The following is a 19,763-nucleotide window of genomic DNA, read 5'->3' as shown; positions in this document are numbered from 1 at the left end:
CGGAAGTACTCCCGCCGGAGGCAGGATTTTTCGACGAAAATCCCGCGCTCCGCGCGGTCTTCTTACCTGGCGTTGGGAAAGAACAATTGCTGCCCGTCCAGTGTATAGGATGCGATCGCGGCTTGGCCCTCTGGCCCGATCAGCCAGTCGATAAACCTTTGACCGGCTATTGCCTTGACGCCCGGGTGCTTCTCCGGGTTCACCAGGATCACGCCATACTGGTTGAAAAGCCGCGTGTCGCCTTCGACCATGATCTCAAGGTCGCCTTTGTTGGCAAAGGCGATCCAGGTCGCGCGGTCGGTCAGCGCATAGGCACCCATGCCGGCGGCCAGGTTCAGCGTTGCGCCCATCCCCGATCCGGTTTCGCGATACCAGCCGCCCGAAGCGGCGGCGACATCCACGCCGGCGGATGTCCAGTGGCGCAGTTCCGCCTTGTGCGTACCGCTGTCATCGCCGCGCGAGGCAAAGGGCGCCTGCGCCTTGGCGATGACGGTCATCGCAGCGACCACATCCGCACCCCCCTTGATACCTGCCTGATCCGCTGCCGGGCCCACCAGCACGAAATCGTTGTACATCACGTCGAACCGTTGAACGCCCCAGCCTTCGGCCACGAATTTCTCTTCCGCCGCTTTTGCATGCACCAACAACACGTCTCCATCGCCATTGGTCGCATTCTTGATCGCCTGACCGGTCCCAACGGCGACGACCCGCACCTCGATCCCGCTTTCCGCCTCGAACGCGGGAAGGATATGGTCGAGAAGCCCCGAGTTCTGCGTCGACGTGGTGGACTGGACCACGATGAACTCTTCGGCCGCTAGTGCGGTCCCTGCCCCAACGATGGCCAGCGCAACAGCGCAGGCCTTGATCCATGTTTCGAACATCGAGTTCTCTCCGTCTTGTTCAGAAAATCAGGTCGCCAGCTAGAAAGCGTCGGACCGTTCCATGCGTTGCATCGCCGAACACACGTTCCACGTCCCCGTGTTCGGCCACCTGCCCGCCGATCATCACCACCACGTCCCGCGCCAGACGCCTGGCCTGCCCGATGTCATGGGTCACCATAACGATGCGCACCCCCTGGGCGCTGGCACGCATCACCAGGGCCTCGATCGCCTGGGTGGCTCCGGGGTCGAGCGCACTGGTCGGTTCATCCAGGAACAGTACATCCGGCTCGGTCGCCAACGCCCTGAGGATCGCGAGGCGCTGAGCCTCACCCCCCGACAGCGAGCGCGCCCATTGCCGCTCCCGTCCGCTCAATCCGCCTGTTGCCAGTAAATCGGCGATCCGCTCTCGCCGCGCGGAGCGCGACAAACCCCTTCTTCGCAGCACAAAGTCGAGATTGGCCGCCACCGAGCGGCGCAACAGGACCGGGCGCTGAAAGACCATCGCCTGCCGCATCCGCTGGGCTTTGTTCAACGGCAACCCGTCCTGGAAAACCTGCCCCGCATCCGCGCGAATCAGCCCGTGCAAGCAGCGCAACAGCAGGCTCTTTCCGGCACCGTTCGGCCCCAGGATCACCGTCGGCCCCGGTCCGCCCAACCGCAGATGCGCAATGTCCAGAAGGAGTTTGTCGCCGCGTACCAAGCGCAGGCCCGTGGCTTCGATCAGCACACCATGTCCTCCGCAGAAATCACGCATGCCGGACCTCGTCCTGCGCTTCGGACTGCTGCCCGAGCAGGCTGACCATCGCGTTTACAGTGACTGCAATGGCAATCAGGACCGTCCCCAATGCCAAGGCCAGCGCCAGATTTCCCTTGGAGGTCTCCAGAGCGATTGTCGTGGTCATCACCCGGGTGACGTGGTTGATATTGCCTCCGACGATGATCACCGCGCCAACCTCGGCAATGGCGCGCCCAAAACCGGCCAGCAACGCGGTCAGCAGCGCCACCCGACCGTCCCACAACAGGACCGGAACAGTGGCCAGCCGCGACAGGCCTAGGCTGCGCATCTGCTCGGCATATTCGGCATCCAGCATCTCGATCACCTGCCGGGTCAGCGCAGCGATGATCGGGGTGACCAGCGCCACCTGCGCGATGATCATGGCGGTTGGCGTGTAGAGCAGTTGCAACACCCCAAGCGGGCCAGAGCGCGACAACATAAGATAGACAAGCAGCCCCACCACCACCGGCGGCAGCCCCATCAGCGCATTGACCAATACCACCAGCGCACGGCGGCCGGGAAACCGACCCACCGCCAGCGCAGCGCCCAGCGGCATGCCGATCAGAGCCGCAAACAGAACCGCAAGCAGCGACACCCACAGCGACAACCCGACAATGCCTAGCAATTCGGAATCGCCGGTCAGAATCAGGGCAAAGGCAGTTTGCATTTCTTGCGCAAAATTCTGCATTATCTTCTCTGATATGCTATCTCTCTGCTCTCAGGCGTATGAATTTCAACTAAATGCGTACCACGCTCCGCCTCGACGTCTCAAACAAAACCGACATTCGGACACGAAAAAGCGCGGTCCCAAAGGGACCGCGCTAACCGGGTAAATCCCTGACGTAGGGCCTCAAGCGTTACTTCAGCGCCGCATCGGTGATCTCGTGCGTCCAGGCGCCCTCGGGCGCCTTGGTGATCACAGGGTCAGAGCCGCCCGCCAGCAATGTGGCAACGGTACGGTCGAAATCGGCCGGGTCCAGCGCGCCGTTCGAACCGGCGGTCAGCTTGGCGATCTCGCCCATCATCCGGACCTGATGCGCCTCGGTCTGGGCACCGGTGGCGTCATTGTCCAGAACGATGCCGGCGGCCTCTTCCGGGTTGGCTTCGGCATATTTCCAGCCCTTCATCGAGGCGCGCACAAAGCGGGTCATCTTGTCCTTGAAGCCCGCGTCCTTGAGGTTGTCCTCGAGCACATAGATGCCATCCTCAAGAGTGGCGACGCCCATGTCTTCGTATTTGAAGGTGACCAACTCGTCCTCGCTTACACCGGCATCCAGCACCTGACCGTATTCGTTATAGGTCATGGTCGAGATGCAGTCGGCCTGACGCTGAAGCAGCGGATCGACGTTGAAACCCTGTTTCAGCACGGTCACCCCGTCGGCGCCACCATCGGTGCTGATCCCCTCCTGGCTCATCCAGCTGAGGAACGGGTATTCATTGCCAAAGAACCAGACGCCGATGGTCTTGCCCTTGAAATCCTGCGGTCCGGTAATGCCGGTATCCTTCCAGCAGGTCAGCATCAGGCCCGAAGTTTTGAAGGGTTGCGCGATATTCACCACCGGCAGGCCCTTTTCCCGCGCCGCCAGTGCCGAGGGCATCCAGTTCAGCATCGCATCGGCGCCACCACCGGCCAGCACCTGCGGCGGGGCGATGTCGGGGCCGCCGGGCAGGATGGTCACGTCCAGCCCTTCCTCGTCATAGAACCCCTTGTCCAGCGCCACGTAATAGCCCGCAAACTGCGCTTGGGTCACCCATTGCAGTTGCAGCTTGACCTCATCGGCCGCCAGCGCCGGGCCTGCAGCCAGAGCCAGGGCAAGCGCCGCACCATTCATCAGTTTCTTCATGATTTCACTCCTTGTTGGTTGTTCAGTTCTGTGCCCCGGTTCGGTCCGGGATCTTGTCGCATATCTGTCAGCCTAGCGTCTCTGCGAAGGGTGCCAAAAGGTGACATGATGTTCGATCAATGCCACCAGCCCATAGAACAGCGTTCCCGCCAGCGCCGCCACAACGATTTCGGCCCAGACCATGTCCAGGGCCAGTTGCCCGACACTGGTCGAGATGCGGAACCCCATGCCCAGTGTCGGCGAGCCGAAGAATTCGGCCACGATTGCCCCGATCAGCGCCAATGTGGTCGAGATTTTCAAACCGTTGAAAATGAACGGCATCGCCGCAGGTAAACGCAGCTTGAAGAAACTCTGCCAGTAGCTGGCGGCATAAGTCTCCATAAGGTCGCGCTGCATGGCCGTGGTCTCGCGCAGGCCCGCCACTGTATTGACCAGCATGGGAAAGAACACCATCACCACTACCACGGCGGCCTTCGACTGCCAGTCGAAGCCGAACCACATCACCAGGATCGGCGCGGTGCCGACGATGGGCAGGGCTGCCACGAAATTGCCCACCGGCAACAGGCCCAGCCGCAGGAAATCGGACCGGTCCACCGCCACCGCCATCAGAAAGGCTGCACCGCAGCCGATCAGATAACCGCTCAGCGCCCCCTTGACGAATGTCTGCACGAAATCGGCCCAAAGGATCGGGAGGCTCCCGGCAAACCGGGCCGCAATCAGCGACGGCGCGGGCAGGATCACCAGCGGCACGTTCAATCCGCGCACCACCAGCTCCCACACGATCAGAACGGTTGCACCAAAGATCAATGGAATTGCCAACCTAACGGCCCGGGTGTCGGAATGCGGCCCTTCGGCCAGCCGAGTGTTGAGCCACCAGCCGAACCCCCAGAGGACAAGAGCAAAGGCAACCAGCGTCATCAGGCCATCCCCATCCGTTTCAGCACCGTTTTCTCGATCAGCCCCAACAGCCCGACAAGGCAGGCCGCCAGGATCGCGGCGCCGAAAAGCGCCGACCAGATCTGCACGGTCTGGCCATAGTAACTACCTGCCAGCAGGCGCGCGCCGAGGCCGGAAACCGCACCAGTGGGCAATTCGCCTACGATGGCGCCGACCAGCGAAGCGGCGATACCGATCTTGAGCGAGGCAAAGAGATAGGGCATCGACGCAGGCAGGCGCAGTTTCCAAAAGGTCTCGCCCTTCGAGGCGCTATAGGTCCTGAGCAAGTCGAGCTGCATCGCATCGGGGCTGCGCAGCCCCTTGACCATGCCGACCACGACCGGGAAGAAGCTCAGATAGGCCGAAATTACCGCCTTGGGGATGATCCCCTGAACGCCCACCGAATAGAGCACCACGATGATCATCGGCGCCAGCGCGATGATCGGGATGGTCTGACTGACAATGGCCCAGGGCATCACCGACATGTCCATGACACGGCTGTGCACGATCCCCACCGCCAGCAACACGCCCAAAACAGTGCCGATACCAAAGCCCAAAAGCGTGGCACTCAGCGTTACCCAGCCGTGATAGACAAGGCTGCGCTTCGACGTGATCTTCTTCAGAACCGTGGTGTCCCACAGCTCGACCGCCACCTGATGCGGCGCGGGCAGACGGGGACGTTCCTGCGCCCAAGTTGCCGGAACGGCAAACCCGTTGCGCAATGCCAATGATACGCCCCCCATCTCGCGTCGCGCCGCAGCATCTGGCGGCGCTACCTCCGCCCCCGCGCGTTCGGCCTCGACCAGAACGCCTTGCATGTTCATCGGAATGCAGGCGAGATACCAAAGGCCGATCAGCGTCGCGACCACGGTCAAAACAGCCATTATCTGTTTCATGGCGCACCTCCGGCCCGACCTGTCACGGGCGGAGAAAAGTCATGGGGATTTCTTGTCCACCCCGCCTTGATACTTGAACCCCGCTCACTCATCGGCGTGTCCTGCCCTGAGCCCCTCGCGCACCCGATGCGCCACTTCGATGAACTCGGCGCTGTCGCGAATGTCGAGCGGCCGCTCCTTGGGCAGCGGGCTTTCGATCACATCGGTGATCCGGCCCGGTCGTGGGCTCATCACCACGATGCGGGTACTCAGATAAACCGCCTCGGGAATTGAATGGGTGACAAAGCCGATCGTCTTGCCCGTCCGCGCCCAAAGCGCCAGCAATTGTTCATTTAGGTGGTCACGCACAATCTCGTCCAACGCCCCGAACGGTTCGTCCATCAGCAGGATATCAGCGTCAAAGGCCAGCGCCCGCGCGATACTCGCCCGCTGTTGCATCCCGCCAGAGAGCTGCCAGGGAAACTTGCCGCCAAATCCAGCAAGATCAACAAGTTCCAGAACTTTCCTCACCCGTTCATCCTGCTCTTGCCGGGAGTAGCCCATGATTTCGAGCGGCAGTTTGATATTCTTGGCGATGGTGCGCCAAGGATACAGCCCCGCCGCCTGGAACACATAGCCATAGGCGCGCTTGCGCCGCGCTTCGTCAGGTGTCATCCCGTTCACCGTCAGGCTGCCGCCCGTCGGTGTCTCGAGCGCCGCGATGCACCGCAGGAACGTTGTCTTACCACAACCTGACGGCCCGATAAAACTGACGAAATCGCCCTTGTTGATTTCCAGGTTCACGTCCTTGAGCGCGTGAACCGGCCCATCATTGGTCTGAAACGTCAGATCCAGCCCCTTGGCCGAAACCACGCTTGACAACTCCGGCTGCTGCCCTGTCCCATTCATAGTGTCATTGTCCTGTTGGAGACCCCCGAGCGATGCCCGATCAGATGCCAGAAACCTGCCAAAAACTCCGCCTTGGCGAAACCTATGCCGGCAAACAGGGGTTCAATTATTTTCAAGGGATCGCGCGCGAGACGACCGGCGCCCAATCCATTTGCATGCACATGTTGCGTATTCCGCCGGGTGGCCGGGCCAAGGCCCATCTGCACGCCGACCACGAGACCGCGATCTATGTGATCGAGGGGTCGGCGATCATGTACTGGGGACCGGCCCTGGAACACCGGATGGAAACCAATGCCGGTGATCTGATCTATATCCCCGCCGGTGTGCCGCACCTGCCGATCAACACCGGCCAGACCGAGGCGGTCGCCATCCTGGCCCGCACCGATCCGCACGAGCAGGAGAGCGTCGTTCTCCTGCCCGACCTGGACGCGCTTGTGCCCGAATAGGCGCATCAGACCCCCGTCGCCGGAATACCGCTGCGCTGGACCGGGCGTGGCGCGGTCAGCTCTTTCCAGCTGCTCAGCGCACGGTTCACCGGCGTATTCGCCTCGCGCGCCACGAACTTGCCATGGCCCTCCTGGGTGCGAATCTCGCCGTCATGCACCGCCACCTGGCCACGCGTCAGGGTAAAGCGCGGCAGGCCCTTGACCTCCTTGCCCTCGAACACGTTGTAATCAATCGCCGATTGCTGGCTGCCCGCGCTGATCGTCTTGGACTTTTCCGGATCCCAGACCACCAGATCGGCATCGGCGCCCACCAGAACCGCTCCCTTTTTTGGATAGCAATTCAATATCTTGGCAATGTTTGTTGATGTGACCGCCACAAACTCGTTGGGCGTCAGGCGACCGGTCGCCACCCCATGGGTCCACAGCATCGGCATCCGGTCCTCCAGCCCACCGGTGCCGTTGGGGATCTTGGAAAAATCACCCACGCCATAACGTTTCTGCTCGGTGGTAAAGGCGCAGTGATCGGTCGCCACCACGCTCAGCGAGCCCGATTGCAGACCTGCCCACAGGCTGTCCTGATGCTGCTTGTTGCGGAAGGGCGGCGACATCACGCGGCGGGCGGCATGGTCCCAGTCGGGGTGGAAATACTCGCTCTCGTCCAGTGTCAGGTGCTGGATCAGCGGTTCACCCCAGACGCGCTTGCCTTGCATCCGCGCACGCCGGATCGCCTCATGCGCCTCTTCGCACGAGGTATGCACCACATAAAGCGGCACGCCGGCCATATCGGCGATCATGATGGCGCGGTTGGTGGCCTCGCCCTCGACCTGAGAGGGGCGTGAATAGGCATGCGCCTCGGGGCCGGTATTGCCCGCAGCCAGCAGCTTGGCCGTCATCTCGGCCACCACATCGCCGTTTTCGGCATGAACCATAGCAATCCCGCCCAGTTCGGCCAGTCGATTGAACGAGGCAAACAGCTCGTCATCGTTCACCATCAGCGCGCCTTTGTAAGCAAGGAAATGCTTGAACGTGTTGATGCCTCGGGTGTCGATCACGGTCTTCATGTCGTTGAAGACCTGCTCGCCCCACCAGGTCACCGCCATGTGGAAGGAATAGTCGCAATTGGCGCGGGTCGATTTGTTGTCCCAGCGCTTGATCGCGTCCAGCAGGCTCTCACCCTGGTTGGGCAGGCAGAAATCCACCACCATTGTGGTGCCGCCCGCCAGCCCGGCACGGGTGCCGGACTCGAAATCGTCGCTGGAGTAGGTGCCCATGAAGGGCATTTCCAGATGCACGTGCGGGTCGATACCGCCGGGCATCACGTAACAACCGGTGGCGTCCAGCTCGGTGTCACCCTTCAACCCCGCACCGATTTCGGTGATCACGCCACCATCGATCAGCACATCGGCCTTATAAGTCAGATCGGCGGTCACAACGGTGCCGTTCCTGATGACTGTGTTCATTTTCTTGAACTCCCTGTTTTCTTGTCAGACCGACCCGAAACAGCCGATCGCATTGCCATGCACCCCGATATCGAGCGGCCCGAACGGCCCCTCGACACAAAGCGAGAAACATCCCGCCTGCGGCAGGTAGACGACCAGGTAGGGGCCATTCGGCCGCGTGACCGCCCAACCTTGCCCCATCACGCCGCCACTGAACTGAACCTCCACCGCCTCCGGCTCTTGCCGCAAGGCCGCGAAATCGCGCAGCGTGGCCCGGCCCACCGCATCCAATGGCGCGTCCGAAAGATCGGCCTCGATCGCCGCCCTTATCCGTTTGCGCATTGTGGCTGTGTCCGGCACCATCCCTTGTCCTTCGCTTCGCCTCAAATACTGCGGGGGTTTGGGGGCTGGCCCCCAATCACTCCACGATTTCCGCCGTCTCGACCACCGCATGGAACAAAACGTCGGCCCCGGCCGCAGCCCATTCCTTCGATATCTCTTCGGCCTCGTTATGGCTCAGCCCGTCCACGCAGGGACACATCACCATGGCCGTCGGTGCCACCCGGTTGATCCAGCAGGCATCGTGTCCCGCGCCCGAGATGATGTTCATATGGCTGTATCCCAGCCGTTCAGCCGCGTTACGAATGGCCGAGACACAGCCTTCGTCAAAGGCCACCGGATCGAAGCCGCCCACCTTCTCAAAGGCGATCTCCAGCCCCATCGCATCGGCGATCCTCTCGCCCTCGACGCGCAGCCGCGCCTCCATATCCTCGATCACCGACAGCTCGGGGCTGCGGAAATCCACCGTGAACACCACCTTGCCCGGGATCACGTTGCGCGAGTTGGGATAGACGTCGATATGGCCCGCCGCCCCCACCGCGTGGGGCGCATGGCTCAGCGCAATTTCGTCCACCTTTTCCAGCAGCCGCGCCATACCCAGCCCCGCGTTGCGCCGCATCGGCATCGGGGTCGAGCCGGTATGCGCGTCCTTGCCGGTGATCGTGACCTGGGTCCAGCTCAGCCCCTGGCCATGGGTGACAACGCCGATATCCTTGCCCTCGGCCTCAAGAATCGGCCCCTGTTCGATATGCAGCTCGAAGAACGCATGCATCCTGCGCGCGCCCACCTTTTCCTCGCCACGCCAGCCGATCCGCGACAGCTCGTCACCAAAGCTCTTTCCTTCGGCATCGGTGCGCGCATAGGCCCAGTCCTGCGTGTGCATGCCGGCAAACACGCCAGAGCTGAGCATAGCGGGGGCAAAGCGCGTGCCCTCCTCGTTGGACCAGTTGGTGGCGACGATGGGGTGTTTGGTGCGGATGCCCAGATCGTTCAGGGTGCGGATCACTTCAAGCCCCGCCAGCACGCCCAGCACCCCGTCATATTTGCCGCCCGTGGGCTGAGTATCCAGATGCGAGCCCACATAGACCGGCAGCGCCTCTGGATCGGTGCCCGGTCGCATGGCGAACATGTTGCCCATCTGGTCGAGCCCCATGGAACAGCCCGCAGCCTCGCACCATTTCTGGAACAGCGCGCGCCCTTCGCCATCTTCGTCCGTCAGGGTCTGGCGGTTGTTACCTCCCGCCACACCAGGGCCGATCTTGGCCATCTCCATCAGACTGTCCCACAACCGGTCACCGTTGATTCTGAGATTCTGTGCCGGAGCCGCCATACCTGTTCCCCTGTTGCTTGCTTTGCGTTCTTGCTGGCCTAGCTATTTGACCAACTGGTCAAACTCACGCTATCACGGGTTTGACACCAGTCAAGAAATAGCCGAGTTCCACTGCAAGATTCCGTCACTTCGACGGCCAAGCGAAGGAAAAATCAGCAGATCATGCCGCAGGACCGCGCGCCGACCCGTATCCAGAAGAAAAACCGCGCAGCCATTCTGGAGGCCGCGTTGAACGTGTTTTCAGCGCATGGGTTCCGCGGGGCGACGGTGGACCAGATCGCGACAGAGGCCGGATTGAGCAAACCCAACCTGCTCTATTATTTCCCGTCGAAAGAGGCGATGCACGAGGCGCTTCTGGCCGAACTTCTCGATACCTGGCTCGATCCCCTGCGCGCGCTCGATGACAGCGGCGAGCCTTTGACCGAATTACTCGCCTACGTTCATCGCAAGCTGGAAATGAGCCGCGACTATCCCCGTGAAAGCCGCCTTTTCGCCAATGAAATCGTTCAGGGTGCGCCGCGCATTTATCAGGCATTGAGCGAGGATCTGAAGGCGCTGGTCGATGACAAGGTGGCCCTGCTCGAAAGCTGGATGGACGCGGGCCGGATCGCCCGTGTGCACCCCTATCACCTGCTGTTCTCGATCTGGTCGCTGACCCAGCATTATGCGGATTTCGATGTGCAGGTGCGCGCCGTGCTGGGGGACGAAGACCCGTTCGACGGTGCCGACGTGTTCCTCGACACACTCTATCGGCGGCTGCTCAGCCCGCATCCGAACTAGGCACCTCCTCCTCAACCTCATCAGACTCGGCGCTCGCCAGTGCTGCGGTTTCGGGCGTCGTCGCGCGGGCTGCTGGACTAGGAACAAAGCTCGACTTGTCGGCCTCGGCCACAGGCGCGCGCAGCAGGATGCGCAGGCCCGCGAACAGGATCAGCAGCACATGCGCCCCGGCAGAGGTCATGAACAATCCGGCGCTGCCAAGTGTTTCCATGCCGAACCCTGCAAACAACGGCCCCAGAATCGCGCCGACCCCGTAGAGCATCAACAAACCGCCACTGACCTGGATCGCCTGATCCGTTGCGGCATGGTCGTTGGCATGGGCTATGATGATCGGATACATGGCATAGATCGCCGCGCCGAAAAGCGAGGCCAGCACCAGGTTCAGCATCCGCGACTCGGGCGACAGCGCGATGAAGACCATATCGACCGCCAGTGCCAGGGCCGCCACACCGATCAGAACCGCGCGCCGGTCCAGCCGATCAGACAGCCAGCCGATCGGAATCTGCGATACTGCACCCGCCAACACCGGCAGACTGGCGAACAGCGCCACGGTCGCGAGCGCCAGGCCGATGCCATTTGCATAGACCGCCGACAGCGTGCCAAAAGCGCTGTTCGATACGCCCACGCAGAGCACACCGATCACCGCCACGGGCGAGTTGCGCCAGAGCGCCATCAGGTCGAGCCGCACGCTGACCAGCGGTTTGGGCACCGCTTTGGACGACATCGCCGTCGGCATCAGTGCCAGACAGTAAAAGATCGCGGGCAACACGAAGAACAGAAACCCCGAGGTGTCGCCCATCGTCAGCACCAGTTGACCGGCGGTCGACGCGCCGAGGTTCACCATCGTGTAGAGGCCAAAGATACGGCCGCGCGTGCTCGGCTCAGCCCGTTCGCTCAGCCAGCTTTCGACGATCATTGCCGCCCCGGCAAAACAGAAGCCCGACATCGCGCGCAGGGGTATCCAGGTCCAGGGGGTCAAGAGCAGCAACGACAGCAACACAGCGACGGCAGCGAAACCCGACATCACGCTGAAGGCGCGCACATGCCCGACCTTGCCCACCAGCCGGGGCGTATAGAAGCAGCCCGCGACATAACCCAAAGCCCAGCCGGTGCCGAGCAGACCCAGCGCCGCCGCGCTGAACCCTTCCTGCGTTCCTCTGATCGGCAGAATCAGACCGTTCATGCCCCCGGCAAACAGCAGCAGGGCCGAACCCAGCAACAGGGCGCTGACTGGCAGCAACTGACGTACCATGAACAGGTCTCCGAAAGCCAAGGGCGGCCGATTGGGCCGCCCCTGAGATCAATTTAATCAAGTGGCGCCGGAAGAGACAAGCCGCCTCTTCTCTTGCAGATTACTCCGCCGCGCGCGCCATCGGGTTGTTCGGATGTGTAGTCCAGTTGGAATAATCGGCCTGCACCACTTTGCCGGTTCGCGGGTCAGTTTCGCCCGGCTGCATCGCCACCATTGAGATACAGCCGTCGATCGGGCAGACATCGACGCAGAGATTGCAGGCGACGCATTCGTCATCCATCACCTCGAACACCCGATCCTCGGACATGGAAATCGCCTGGTGCGAGGTATCCTCGCAGGCGGCATAGCAGCGCCCGCATTTGATGCACTGATCCTGGTCGATCTTGGCCTTGGCGACGTAGTTCAGGTTCAGATACTGCCAGTCTGTCACATTCGGCACCGCGCGCCCGACGAAATCGTTGACGCTGGAATAGCCTTTCTCGTCCATCCACTGGCTGAGACCGGATTTCATCTCTTCCACCACGCGGAAGCCATAGGTCATCGCGGCGGTGCAGACCTGCACCGTGCCGCAGCCGAGGCTCATGAACTCGGCCGCGTCGCGCCAGGTGGTCACGCCGCCGATCCCGCTGATCGGCAGACCCCGGGTTTCCGGGTCGCGCGCGATCTCGGCCACCATGTTCATCGCGATCGGTTTCACCGCCGGCCCGCAATACCCGCCATGGCTGCCCTTGCCGTCGATTGACGGCTCGGGGCTGAAGTTGTCCAGGTTTACAGAGGTGATGGAACTGATTGTATTGATAAGAGAAACCGCATCCGCCCCACCATTCCTGGCGGCCCGCGCCGGATAGCGGATATCGGTGATATTGGGCGTCAGTTTCACGATCACCGGCTTGTCGTAATAGGTCTTGCACCAGCGGGTGACCATCTCGATATATTCGGGCACCTGGCCCACCGCCGCGCCCATGCCGCGCTCGCTCATCCCATGCGGGCAGCCGAAATTGAGCTCGATACCATCGGCCCCGGTTTCAGCCACCCGCGGGAGGATCGATTTCCACTCCGCTTCCTCGCAGGGCACCATGATCGACACGATCACCGCCCGGTCGGGATAATCCGCCTTGACCCGCGCGATCTCTTCCAAGTTGGTTTCCAGCGGGCGGTCGGTGATCAGCTCGATATTGTTGAGGCCCAAGAGCCGTCGGTCAGCGCCATAAATGGCACCATAGCGCGGTCCATTCACGTTCACCACCGGCGGCCCTTCGGAGCCGAGCGTCTTCCACACGACGCCGCCCCATCCGGCCTCAAAGGCGCGGCGGACGTTGTATTCCTTGTCGGTCGGTGGCGCCGAGGCCAGCCAGAACGGGTTCGGGCTTTCGATACCCAGAAAGTTAGTCTTCAAATCAGCCATTTATACGGCCTCCCTGATGTGCTTTCGCATCGTTGTTCGGTGTCACGCGCTCAGCTGGGTGTGGATGTCCATGGCCGCGTCTCGGCCTTCGGCCACGGCGGTCACGGTCAAGTCCTCGCCGCCGCTGGCACAGTCGCCCCCGGCCCAGACCCCGGGAACCGAGGTGCGACCCGATCCGTCGACCCTGATCTTGCGCCCGTCCAGTTCCAGCCCCTCGGGTGCGCCTTTCAGCGTCTGGCCGATGGCCTTGAACACCTGATCGGCGGCCAGGCGCACGGTCTCTCCGGTGCCGGTCACCGAGCCGCCCGCGCTGGTGGTGTATTCCAGCTCGATCTCGACCGCAGACCTGTTACCATGCACCGCCACCGGCATCACGTTGAACATCAGCCTGACGCCCTTGGAGGCGGCCAGGTCCTGTTCGAAGCGGCTCGCCCCCATTTCGGCACGCGAGCGGCGATAGGCAACGGTCACGTTCTCGGCGCCCAGCAGTTTTGATTGCACAGCGGCGTCGATCGCGGTCATGCCGCCGCCGATCACCACCACGTTGCGTCCCACCGGCAGTGCCGACAGATCGCCCGCCTGGCGCAGTTCGGCGATGAAATCAACCGCGTCGCGCACGCCTTCCTTATCCTCGCCCGCCGCACGCAGGGCGTTCACTCCGGCTAAACCGATGGACAGGAACACCGCATCATAGTCAGCGCGCAGCGCATCGAGCGTAAGACCCTGCCCCAGCGCCGAGCCCTGCTCTACAGTGATGCCGCCAATCTTGAGCAGCCAGTCCACCTCGGCCCCGGCAAATCCGCCGGTCGCCTTGTAGGCGGCAATGCCAAATTCGTTCAGCCCGCCAGCCTTGGGCCGCGCCTCGTGGATGACCACGTCATGACCCAGCATCGCCAGACGATGCGCGCAGGCAAGACCTGCAGGCCCCGCGCCAACAACCGCCACGCGCTTGCCACTGGGCGCCGCACGGGTAAAGGGATGCACGCCGCGCGCCATCAGCGTGTCAGTGGCATAGCGTTGCAGCCGCCCGATCTCGACCGGCTTGCCCTCGGCCGCCTCTCGCACGCAGGCCTCTTCGCAGAGCGTTTCAGTGGGACAAACGCGGGCGCACATGCCGCCCAGGATGTTCTGCTCCAGAATGGTGCGCGCCGCGGCCTCGGGATGGCCGGTCTGGATCTGACGGATGAACAGTGGAATGTCGATCTCGGTCGGACAGGCCGTCTGGCACGGCGCATCATAACAGAAATAGCAGCGATCCGCTGCCACCGCCGCCTCATGCGGCGCATAGGCCGGATGCAGATCGTCGAAATTCGCGGCAAGTTCGTCGCTGGAAAGCCGCCCGGCGACAATGCCGGGAGCCATCTGGCCCTGTGCCATCGCTCTTCTCCCTGAAGATATGTTTGTTATTGGGATGAGCTTGCCACATCCATAAATTTTATCAACTGGTAAAATTTATCTTTCGGTCAAAAATGAAAAACCCGGGCGAAATCGCCCGGGTCCGCAAGGCTGAGTGCAAGAATTTTCAGCGAAAATTGTTGCCGCCTGCCGCAAGGATGTCAGACCATTCCGGCGAGGTGGCCGGATTTCACCCAGACACGCGCTCCCTCCTCGCCCACGGTCAGATCAAGCCGCGCGCCGGGCGGCAGGCGCAGCCAGTCCCAGCGGGAGAACGTCTCGCCACCTTCCTGAAACCCGCCCTCCAGCACGAAGACCTCGATGCCACCGGGAAGATCGCGCATCACCCGCGCGCCTGCCACCCAGCTTTCCAACCGCACCTCTTCATGCGCATCGGCAAAAAGCGTCTCGTCGCTTTTGCCGATGATAGAACGCCGGACCTCGGTCCGGTCCGCAGGATCGAACTGATGCAGCTTGACCAGAATGGTCGCCCCCGGCTCGGTTGCAGGTGTATGGGACGAGGTCGGCGGGTTACGCACATAAGAGCCAACCGGAAAATCGCCCAATTCGTCCTGGAACACACCGTCCAGCACTAGATACTCCTCTCCCCCGTCATGGGTATGGGCGGCAAAGGCGCTGCCCGGCGCAAAACGCACAATGGTGGTGGCCCGCGCCACCTCGGCCCCGATCCGGTCCAGCATCTTGCGCTCGACCCCCGGCGCGGGTGATGGCACCCATTCCGTCAGATCGAAATGTACCGCCGAGCGCTGACTGAAATCCGCGTTGATCCGCATGGGGTGTCTCCTGCTTGCTCTCTTGCTGCTCGATCTGGCGCGCTGCTCGGTCGAAAAAAGCATGTTCACACAGAGGTGATCAAGCGCCCAATGCCTGCCTGCGGGCAAGGCTCTTGACACAGAGCCTTTCTTTAAGCTTAAAATTTCATACATGAAGCAAATTTGCCGCACCATCACCTACCTTACCCCAGACAAGGCTGCTATCGCGATTTTCGATAGCGGCATTCGGACAAATTCCTTGTCTTGTGGCCCTGCCCGACCCGACGCTGAAACAGGCCCGCAAAGGGCAGTATCGGTGAGGAGGAACACCCGATGGCACGGCTGAGCGCCTTCAATTTCCAGAAATGGATCGACGAACACAAACATCTGCTGAAACCGCCCGTTGGCAATCAGCAGGTCTGGGAAGACGCGGATCTGATGGTGACCGTGGTCGGCGGCCCCAACAAGCGCACCGATTATCATGACGACCCGGTCGAGGAATTCTTCTACCAGCTCAAGGGCGACATGGTGCTGAAACTCTACGAAGGCGGCGAGTTCTATGACGTGCCGATCCGCGAGGGCGACATTTTCCTGTTGCCGCCGCATGTGCGCCACTCGCCGCAGCGCCCGCAAGAAGGCTCTATCGGGCTGGTGATCGAACCCAAGCGCCCCGAAGGCGCCCATGACGCCATTGAGTGGTATTGTTTCGGTTGCGGCAGCCTGGTCCACCGGGCTGAGCTTGTGCTGGAAAGCATCGTGCGAGACCTGCCGCCGGTCTACCAGACATTCTACGCCGACACGGCCGCGCGCACCTGCCCCAATTGCGGAGAACTCCATCCGGGCAAAGAGCCACCCGAGGGTTGGGTGAAACTATAAACCCGGATTAAACTGCCCAAAAACAACGATTCTAACAGGGAGACAACAATGACAATCAGCTTCAAGGGTCTGGCCCAGGGTATCGCATGTGCTGCGCTGGTTCTGGGCGCATTACCCGCCGCCGCCAAGGAGTTTCGCCTTGGCCTGATCACCCCGCCGCCCCATACCTGGACCAAGGCGGCCGAGGCGTTCGGCGCCGAACTGGCCGAGAAATCCGGCGGCGCCCACAGCGTTTCGGTGTTCCCGGCGCAGCAGCTGGGCAACGAAGCGCAGATGCTGCAACAGTTGCAGACCGGCGCGCTGGACATGGCGTTCATGACGATTGCCGAGGTCTCGAACCGGGTTCCGAACATGGGCGCGTTCTATGCACCCTACCTTGCAAATGACATCGGTCATGCCGCCGCCATCTTGCGGTCGGACACCGCCAAGGGGATGCTGGACGTCCTGCCGCAAGAGGCCGGCGTCGTTGGCGTAGGCTATGGCAGCGCGGGCATGCGCCAGATTCTGAGCCGTGGCCCAGTCAACTCGGCCGCTGACCTCAAGGGGCTGAAGCTGCGCATCACCCCCTTTGACCCGATCCTCGATTTCTACAATGCGCTGGGTGCGGCGCCCACGCCGATGCCGCTGCCGGCGGTCTATGATGCGCTGGCCAATGGCCAGGTCGATGCCATCGACATGGATGTCGAGCTGATCAACGTTCTGAAGTACCACGAACATGCCGACACAATCCTGATCTCGAACCACATGATGTTCCCGATGGTTGGGCTGATTTCGGCCCGGGTCTATGCCGGTCTCAGCGATGACGACAAGGCGATGATCTCGGAACTGATGGCCAAGCATGTGGACAGCACGCTGGACGTCTATATCGCCAAGGAACCGGAATGGACCGACGCCCTGACCAAGGTCGGTAAGACGTTCAAGACCGTGGATTCCGAATTCTTTGGCGAGGCAATCGCGCAATGGGAGGCAACCTGGACCGCCAAGGCCCCGTCCCTGACTGATCTGCGCAAGACCGCTGCGGACACCCAATAACCCAAGCGACACAGCAAACGGGCCGGTCCCTGACTGGCCCGTTTCGCGCAAACAAACAGGCAGGCACATGCTGTATCGAGCATCCCGTTTCTGGGCCAGGGTCGAGATCTTTTGCGCCGCGATGCTGGCCGCGTCCGTGACCGGGCTGATCCTGCTGAACGTAACGACCCGGGCCGCCGGTAACGCGATCTATTGGGTCGACGAGGCGGCGATCTATGCCATGGTCTGGATGACCTTTCTGGCAGCCTCTGCCGCCGTGCATTTTCGCAGTGCCATTTCCGTCACGATTGTGAACGAGGTTCTGACAGCCCCGCTACGACGGCTGCTTGGGCGTGCCGTCGACATGGTGTTGTTCCTCTTTGCCTGCCTGATGGTCTGGATCTGCCTGCGATGGTTCATGCCGCTCGAACTCATGCGGGCAGGATGGGATGCAAAACTGTTCCAGGGGCAGACCTTCAACTTCATCTATGCCGAACCCACCAATACAATCGGCCTGAAGAAGGTCTGGGTCTGGCTGGTGATCCCGCTCTTCACCTTTGGATTGCTGCTGCATTCCTTTGCGAACCTGTTCCACCCCGACCCGGACACCCAGCCGGAGAACCAGAGATGACCCCCGTTCTTTTCGCCCTGCTCCTGTTCGGTTCGGTCCCCATCGCACTGGTACTGGCGCTGACTGCACTGTGGTACATCTATGACAGCGGCAATCTGGTGCTTTATGACAGTTTCGCCCAGCAGATGTTCGCAGGCGTCGAAAATTACGGGCTGCTTGCCATTCCGCTGTTCATCCTGACCGGAGAACTGATGAACGAAGGCGGCATGACCCAGCGGCTGGTGCGTGCCGCACGCGTTTTTGTCGGCGGGTTTCGGGGCGGGATGGCCTATATCAACCTGCTGGCCAATATGTTCATGGCCGCGATCATCGGATCGGCGGCCAGCCAGATCGCGGTGATGAGCCGGGCCATGGTGCCCGCAATGAAGGAAGAGGGCTATGACCCCGGTTTCGCCGCCGCCACCACCGCTGCTGGCGGGTTGCTGGCTCCGGTCATTCCGCCGTCGATGCTGTTTGTGATCTATGGCGTTCTGGCGCAATTGCCGATTGGTGATCTGTTCATCGCCGGGATCATCCCCGGCCTGATCATGGCTGGATCGTTCTTTGTCGTCGTGGCCCTGATCGGATTGTGGCAGGAGTTTCCCAAGGGCGACTGGATGACCATGCCGCAGGCGCTGCGCGCCCTGCGCGATGCCCTGCCCGCCTTTCTGATCCCGCTGGCCATCGTCGGCGGTATCCTCTTTGGCATCGCCACGCCCACAGAAAGCGCTGCGGTGGCCTCGCTCATCGCCTTTGCCGTCGGCTGGCTGATCTATCGCGAGATCCATATCCGCGATCTGGGCGCCATGTTCGTCCGCACCGCCACCAATTCCTCGCTGGTGATCTTCATGATCGCGGCAGCGAATGTGTTTGGCTGGGTGGTGATCTACGAAGAGCTGCCGCAGAAGCTGGCGGCGTTCCTGACCACCGTGACTTCGGACCCGTTCACCTTCCTGCTGATCGTCAACCTGTGCCTGCTGTTCGTCGGCATGCTGATAGACGGGATCGCGGCGCTGATCCTGATCACACCGATCCTGCTGCCCATCGCGATGAACAGCTATGGCATCAGCCCCTATCAGTTCGGCGTGGTGATCAGCCTGAACCTTGTTCTCGGGCTGCTGACGCCGCCGGTGGGCGTCGGTCTCTATATCGCATCCGCCATGTCGGGCGTGCGGCCTTTCACCATCTTCGCCGCACTCTGGCCCTTTCTGCTGGCGGTCACGGCGGTGCTGATCTTGCTGAGTTACTTCCCGATCCTCAGCATCGCATTGATCTGACCGCCTCGAGAAGGCGCCAGACGCGTCAGGGCATCAGCACCTGCGCACGCGCGAAACTGGCAATGTCGGCGCTCAGATCGTCATAGATCAGCTCGACCTCGATCTGCGCGACAGAGCCCGAAGGGAAGCTGCGGAAAGGCAACCCGTCGCTTTCGATGATCGCATTTGGCGCGGCGGTCTCGGCATGGCAAGGTGGCAAGGGCCAGACCTCTGGCGCGGCCCCGTTGATCGCGACAGTCATCTGGGCCAGCCCACAGCGCCAGGACCACAGATGCGTGACATAGAGCAGGTCCTGACCGTCATAATCGCGCAGCGCCACCCAGTTGCCACGCGTAGCATTCAGGATCGGCTTCACCTCGGTCGCAGTGGTGAACTTGCCGCTGGGCACCTGCGGTTCGGCCACGAGTTGCGGCGCGGGCGATAGAAAGACTGGCGCGGCGGGCGCCTCGGCCGAGGGCGCCTGAGTCAGGAACGCGGGCGCGGCAGGCGCCTCGGCCGCGGCGCTTTCGGTTGGCGCGGGCGTCTTGTTCTCGCCCTGGGACGACTGCGCCGCGCCGGCGATGAGGAACAACAGAATATCGAGCATCTGGAACGGGCCTTTCAAAATCAG

General features: G+C 62.0%; 21 protein-coding genes. 6 read left to right on the top strand and 15 right to left on the bottom strand.

The features are described from left to right. Positions 1-62: 62 nt before the first annotated feature. From G0P99_RS01420 to G0P99_RS01390, 7 genes are all read right to left on the bottom strand, one after another. Complete coding sequence (locus G0P99_RS01420; protein ID WP_164127009.1) at positions 63-881, bottom strand: substrate-binding domain-containing protein; 819 nt, start codon at positions 879-881, stop codon at positions 63-65. A gap of 19 nt (positions 882-900) precedes the next feature. Then, positions 901-1,635 (bottom strand): ATP-binding cassette domain-containing protein, encoded by a 735-nt coding sequence (locus G0P99_RS01415; protein ID WP_164127008.1) that lies wholly within the window; start codon positions 1,633-1,635, stop codon positions 901-903. Further along, a complete protein-coding gene (locus G0P99_RS01410) occupies positions 1,628-2,344 on the bottom strand; it encodes an ABC transporter permease (protein ID WP_164127007.1) in 717 nt (238 codons plus the stop codon). Before G0P99_RS01410 ends, G0P99_RS01415 begins: the two co-directional genes overlap by 8 nt. Before the next feature lie 169 nt (positions 2,345-2,513). Beyond that, the gene (locus G0P99_RS01405; RefSeq protein ID WP_164127006.1) at positions 2,514-3,500 is read right to left on the bottom strand and encodes an ABC transporter substrate-binding protein; all 987 of its coding nucleotides are present in this window, start codon (positions 3,498-3,500) and stop codon (positions 2,514-2,516) included. A gap of 72 nt (positions 3,501-3,572) precedes the next feature. Beyond that, a complete protein-coding gene (locus tag G0P99_RS01400) occupies positions 3,573-4,418 on the bottom strand; it encodes an ABC transporter permease (RefSeq protein WP_164127005.1) in 846 nt (281 codons plus the stop codon). Beyond that, positions 4,418-5,332 carry an ABC transporter permease gene (locus tag G0P99_RS01395; RefSeq protein WP_164127004.1) on the bottom strand — a complete coding sequence of 305 codons (915 nt, stop codon included), beginning with the start codon at positions 5,330-5,332 and terminating at the stop codon, positions 4,418-4,420. The genes G0P99_RS01400 and G0P99_RS01395 overlap by 1 nt, the downstream gene beginning before the upstream one ends. 84 nt (positions 5,333-5,416) lie before the next feature. Then, the gene (locus G0P99_RS01390) at positions 5,417-6,220 is read right to left on the bottom strand and encodes an ABC transporter ATP-binding protein (protein WP_164127003.1); all 804 of its coding nucleotides are present in this window, start codon (positions 6,218-6,220) and stop codon (positions 5,417-5,419) included. Positions 6,221-6,252: 32 nt separating this feature from the next. On the opposite strand from G0P99_RS01390, the gene G0P99_RS01385 reads away from it, so the two are divergent. After that, positions 6,253-6,666: a cupin domain-containing protein gene (locus tag G0P99_RS01385; RefSeq protein WP_164127002.1), complete on the top strand. Its 414-nt coding sequence runs from the start codon at positions 6,253-6,255 to the stop codon at positions 6,664-6,666. A gap of 5 nt (positions 6,667-6,671) precedes the next feature. Here G0P99_RS01385 and hydA read toward each other — a convergent pair whose 3' ends face one another. The 3 genes from hydA to G0P99_RS01370 form a co-directional block, all read right to left on the bottom strand. Further along, positions 6,672-8,126 carry a dihydropyrimidinase gene (hydA, locus tag G0P99_RS01380; protein ID WP_164127001.1) on the bottom strand — a complete coding sequence of 485 codons (1,455 nt, stop codon included), beginning with the start codon at positions 8,124-8,126 and terminating at the stop codon, positions 6,672-6,674. A gap of 24 nt (positions 8,127-8,150) precedes the next feature. After that, entirely contained in the window at positions 8,151-8,447 is a 297-nt protein-coding gene (locus G0P99_RS01375) for a hypothetical protein (RefSeq protein ID WP_164127000.1), read from the bottom strand. A 76-nt stretch (positions 8,448-8,523) separates the two neighbouring features. Further along, positions 8,524-9,774, bottom strand: coding sequence for a Zn-dependent hydrolase (locus tag G0P99_RS01370; RefSeq protein WP_164126999.1), 1,251 nt, complete (start codon positions 9,772-9,774; stop codon positions 8,524-8,526). Positions 9,775-9,936: 162 nt separating this feature from the next. Here G0P99_RS01370 and G0P99_RS01365 point away from each other — a divergent pair, with 162 nt between their 5' ends. Beyond that, positions 9,937-10,554, top strand: coding sequence for a TetR/AcrR family transcriptional regulator (locus G0P99_RS01365; RefSeq protein ID WP_164126998.1), 618 nt, complete (start codon positions 9,937-9,939; stop codon positions 10,552-10,554). On the opposite strand, the gene G0P99_RS01360 is transcribed toward G0P99_RS01365, so the two are convergent. The 4 genes from G0P99_RS01360 to G0P99_RS01345 all read right to left on the bottom strand — a co-directional run bounded on the left by G0P99_RS01360 (position 10,535) and on the right by G0P99_RS01345 (position 15,400). Continuing rightward, complete coding sequence (locus G0P99_RS01360; RefSeq protein ID WP_164126997.1) at positions 10,535-11,806, bottom strand: MFS transporter; 1,272 nt, start codon at positions 11,804-11,806, stop codon at positions 10,535-10,537. The two genes, G0P99_RS01365 and G0P99_RS01360, sit on opposite strands and share 20 nt — an antisense overlap. Before the next feature lie 100 nt (positions 11,807-11,906). Further along, the gene (gene preA, locus G0P99_RS01355; RefSeq protein ID WP_164126996.1) at positions 11,907-13,211 is read right to left on the bottom strand and encodes an NAD-dependent dihydropyrimidine dehydrogenase subunit PreA; all 1,305 of its coding nucleotides are present in this window, start codon (positions 13,209-13,211) and stop codon (positions 11,907-11,909) included. A 42-nt stretch (positions 13,212-13,253) separates the two neighbouring features. Then, the gene (locus G0P99_RS01350; protein ID WP_164126995.1) at positions 13,254-14,588 is read right to left on the bottom strand and encodes an NAD(P)-dependent oxidoreductase; all 1,335 of its coding nucleotides are present in this window, start codon (positions 14,586-14,588) and stop codon (positions 13,254-13,256) included. Positions 14,589-14,767: 179 nt separating this feature from the next. Then, on the bottom strand, positions 14,768-15,400 hold the full coding sequence (locus G0P99_RS01345; RefSeq protein ID WP_164126994.1) for a cupin domain-containing protein: 633 nt from the start codon (positions 15,398-15,400) through the stop codon (positions 14,768-14,770). Between the two features lie 312 nt (positions 15,401-15,712). On the opposite strand from G0P99_RS01345, the gene nbaC reads away from it, so the two are divergent. The 4 genes from nbaC (at position 15,713) to G0P99_RS01325 (ending at position 19,153) form a co-directional block, all read left to right on the top strand. Beyond that, the gene (gene nbaC / locus G0P99_RS01340) at positions 15,713-16,255 is read left to right on the top strand and encodes a 3-hydroxyanthranilate 3,4-dioxygenase (RefSeq protein ID WP_164126993.1); all 543 of its coding nucleotides are present in this window, start codon (positions 15,713-15,715) and stop codon (positions 16,253-16,255) included. A gap of 48 nt (positions 16,256-16,303) precedes the next feature. After that, positions 16,304-17,287, top strand: a complete 984-nt coding sequence (locus G0P99_RS01335; RefSeq protein WP_164126992.1) for a TRAP transporter substrate-binding protein — start codon at positions 16,304-16,306, stop codon at positions 17,285-17,287. 67 nt (positions 17,288-17,354) lie between these two features. Then, positions 17,355-17,897, top strand: coding sequence for a TRAP transporter small permease (locus G0P99_RS01330; RefSeq protein ID WP_164126991.1), 543 nt, complete (start codon positions 17,355-17,357; stop codon positions 17,895-17,897). Beyond that, a complete protein-coding gene (locus G0P99_RS01325; protein ID WP_164126990.1) occupies positions 17,894-19,153 on the top strand; it encodes a TRAP transporter large permease in 1,260 nt (419 codons plus the stop codon). Before G0P99_RS01330 ends, G0P99_RS01325 begins: the two co-directional genes overlap by 4 nt. A gap of 25 nt (positions 19,154-19,178) precedes the next feature. Here the strand turns inward: G0P99_RS01325 and G0P99_RS01320 are convergent, their stop codons facing one another. Continuing rightward, positions 19,179-19,739, bottom strand: coding sequence for a hypothetical protein (locus G0P99_RS01320; protein WP_239059632.1), 561 nt, complete (start codon positions 19,737-19,739; stop codon positions 19,179-19,181). Positions 19,740-19,763 lie beyond the last annotated feature (24 nt).

Origin of the sequence: Ruegeria sp. PrR005, assembly GCF_010500245.1 — a bacterium.
Taxonomy (GTDB): domain Bacteria; phylum Pseudomonadota; class Alphaproteobacteria; order Rhodobacterales; family Rhodobacteraceae; genus Ruegeria_B; species Ruegeria_B marisflavi.
Note: the sequence above shows the minus strand (reverse complement) of the source record. Positions and strands in the feature narration are given on the sequence as shown.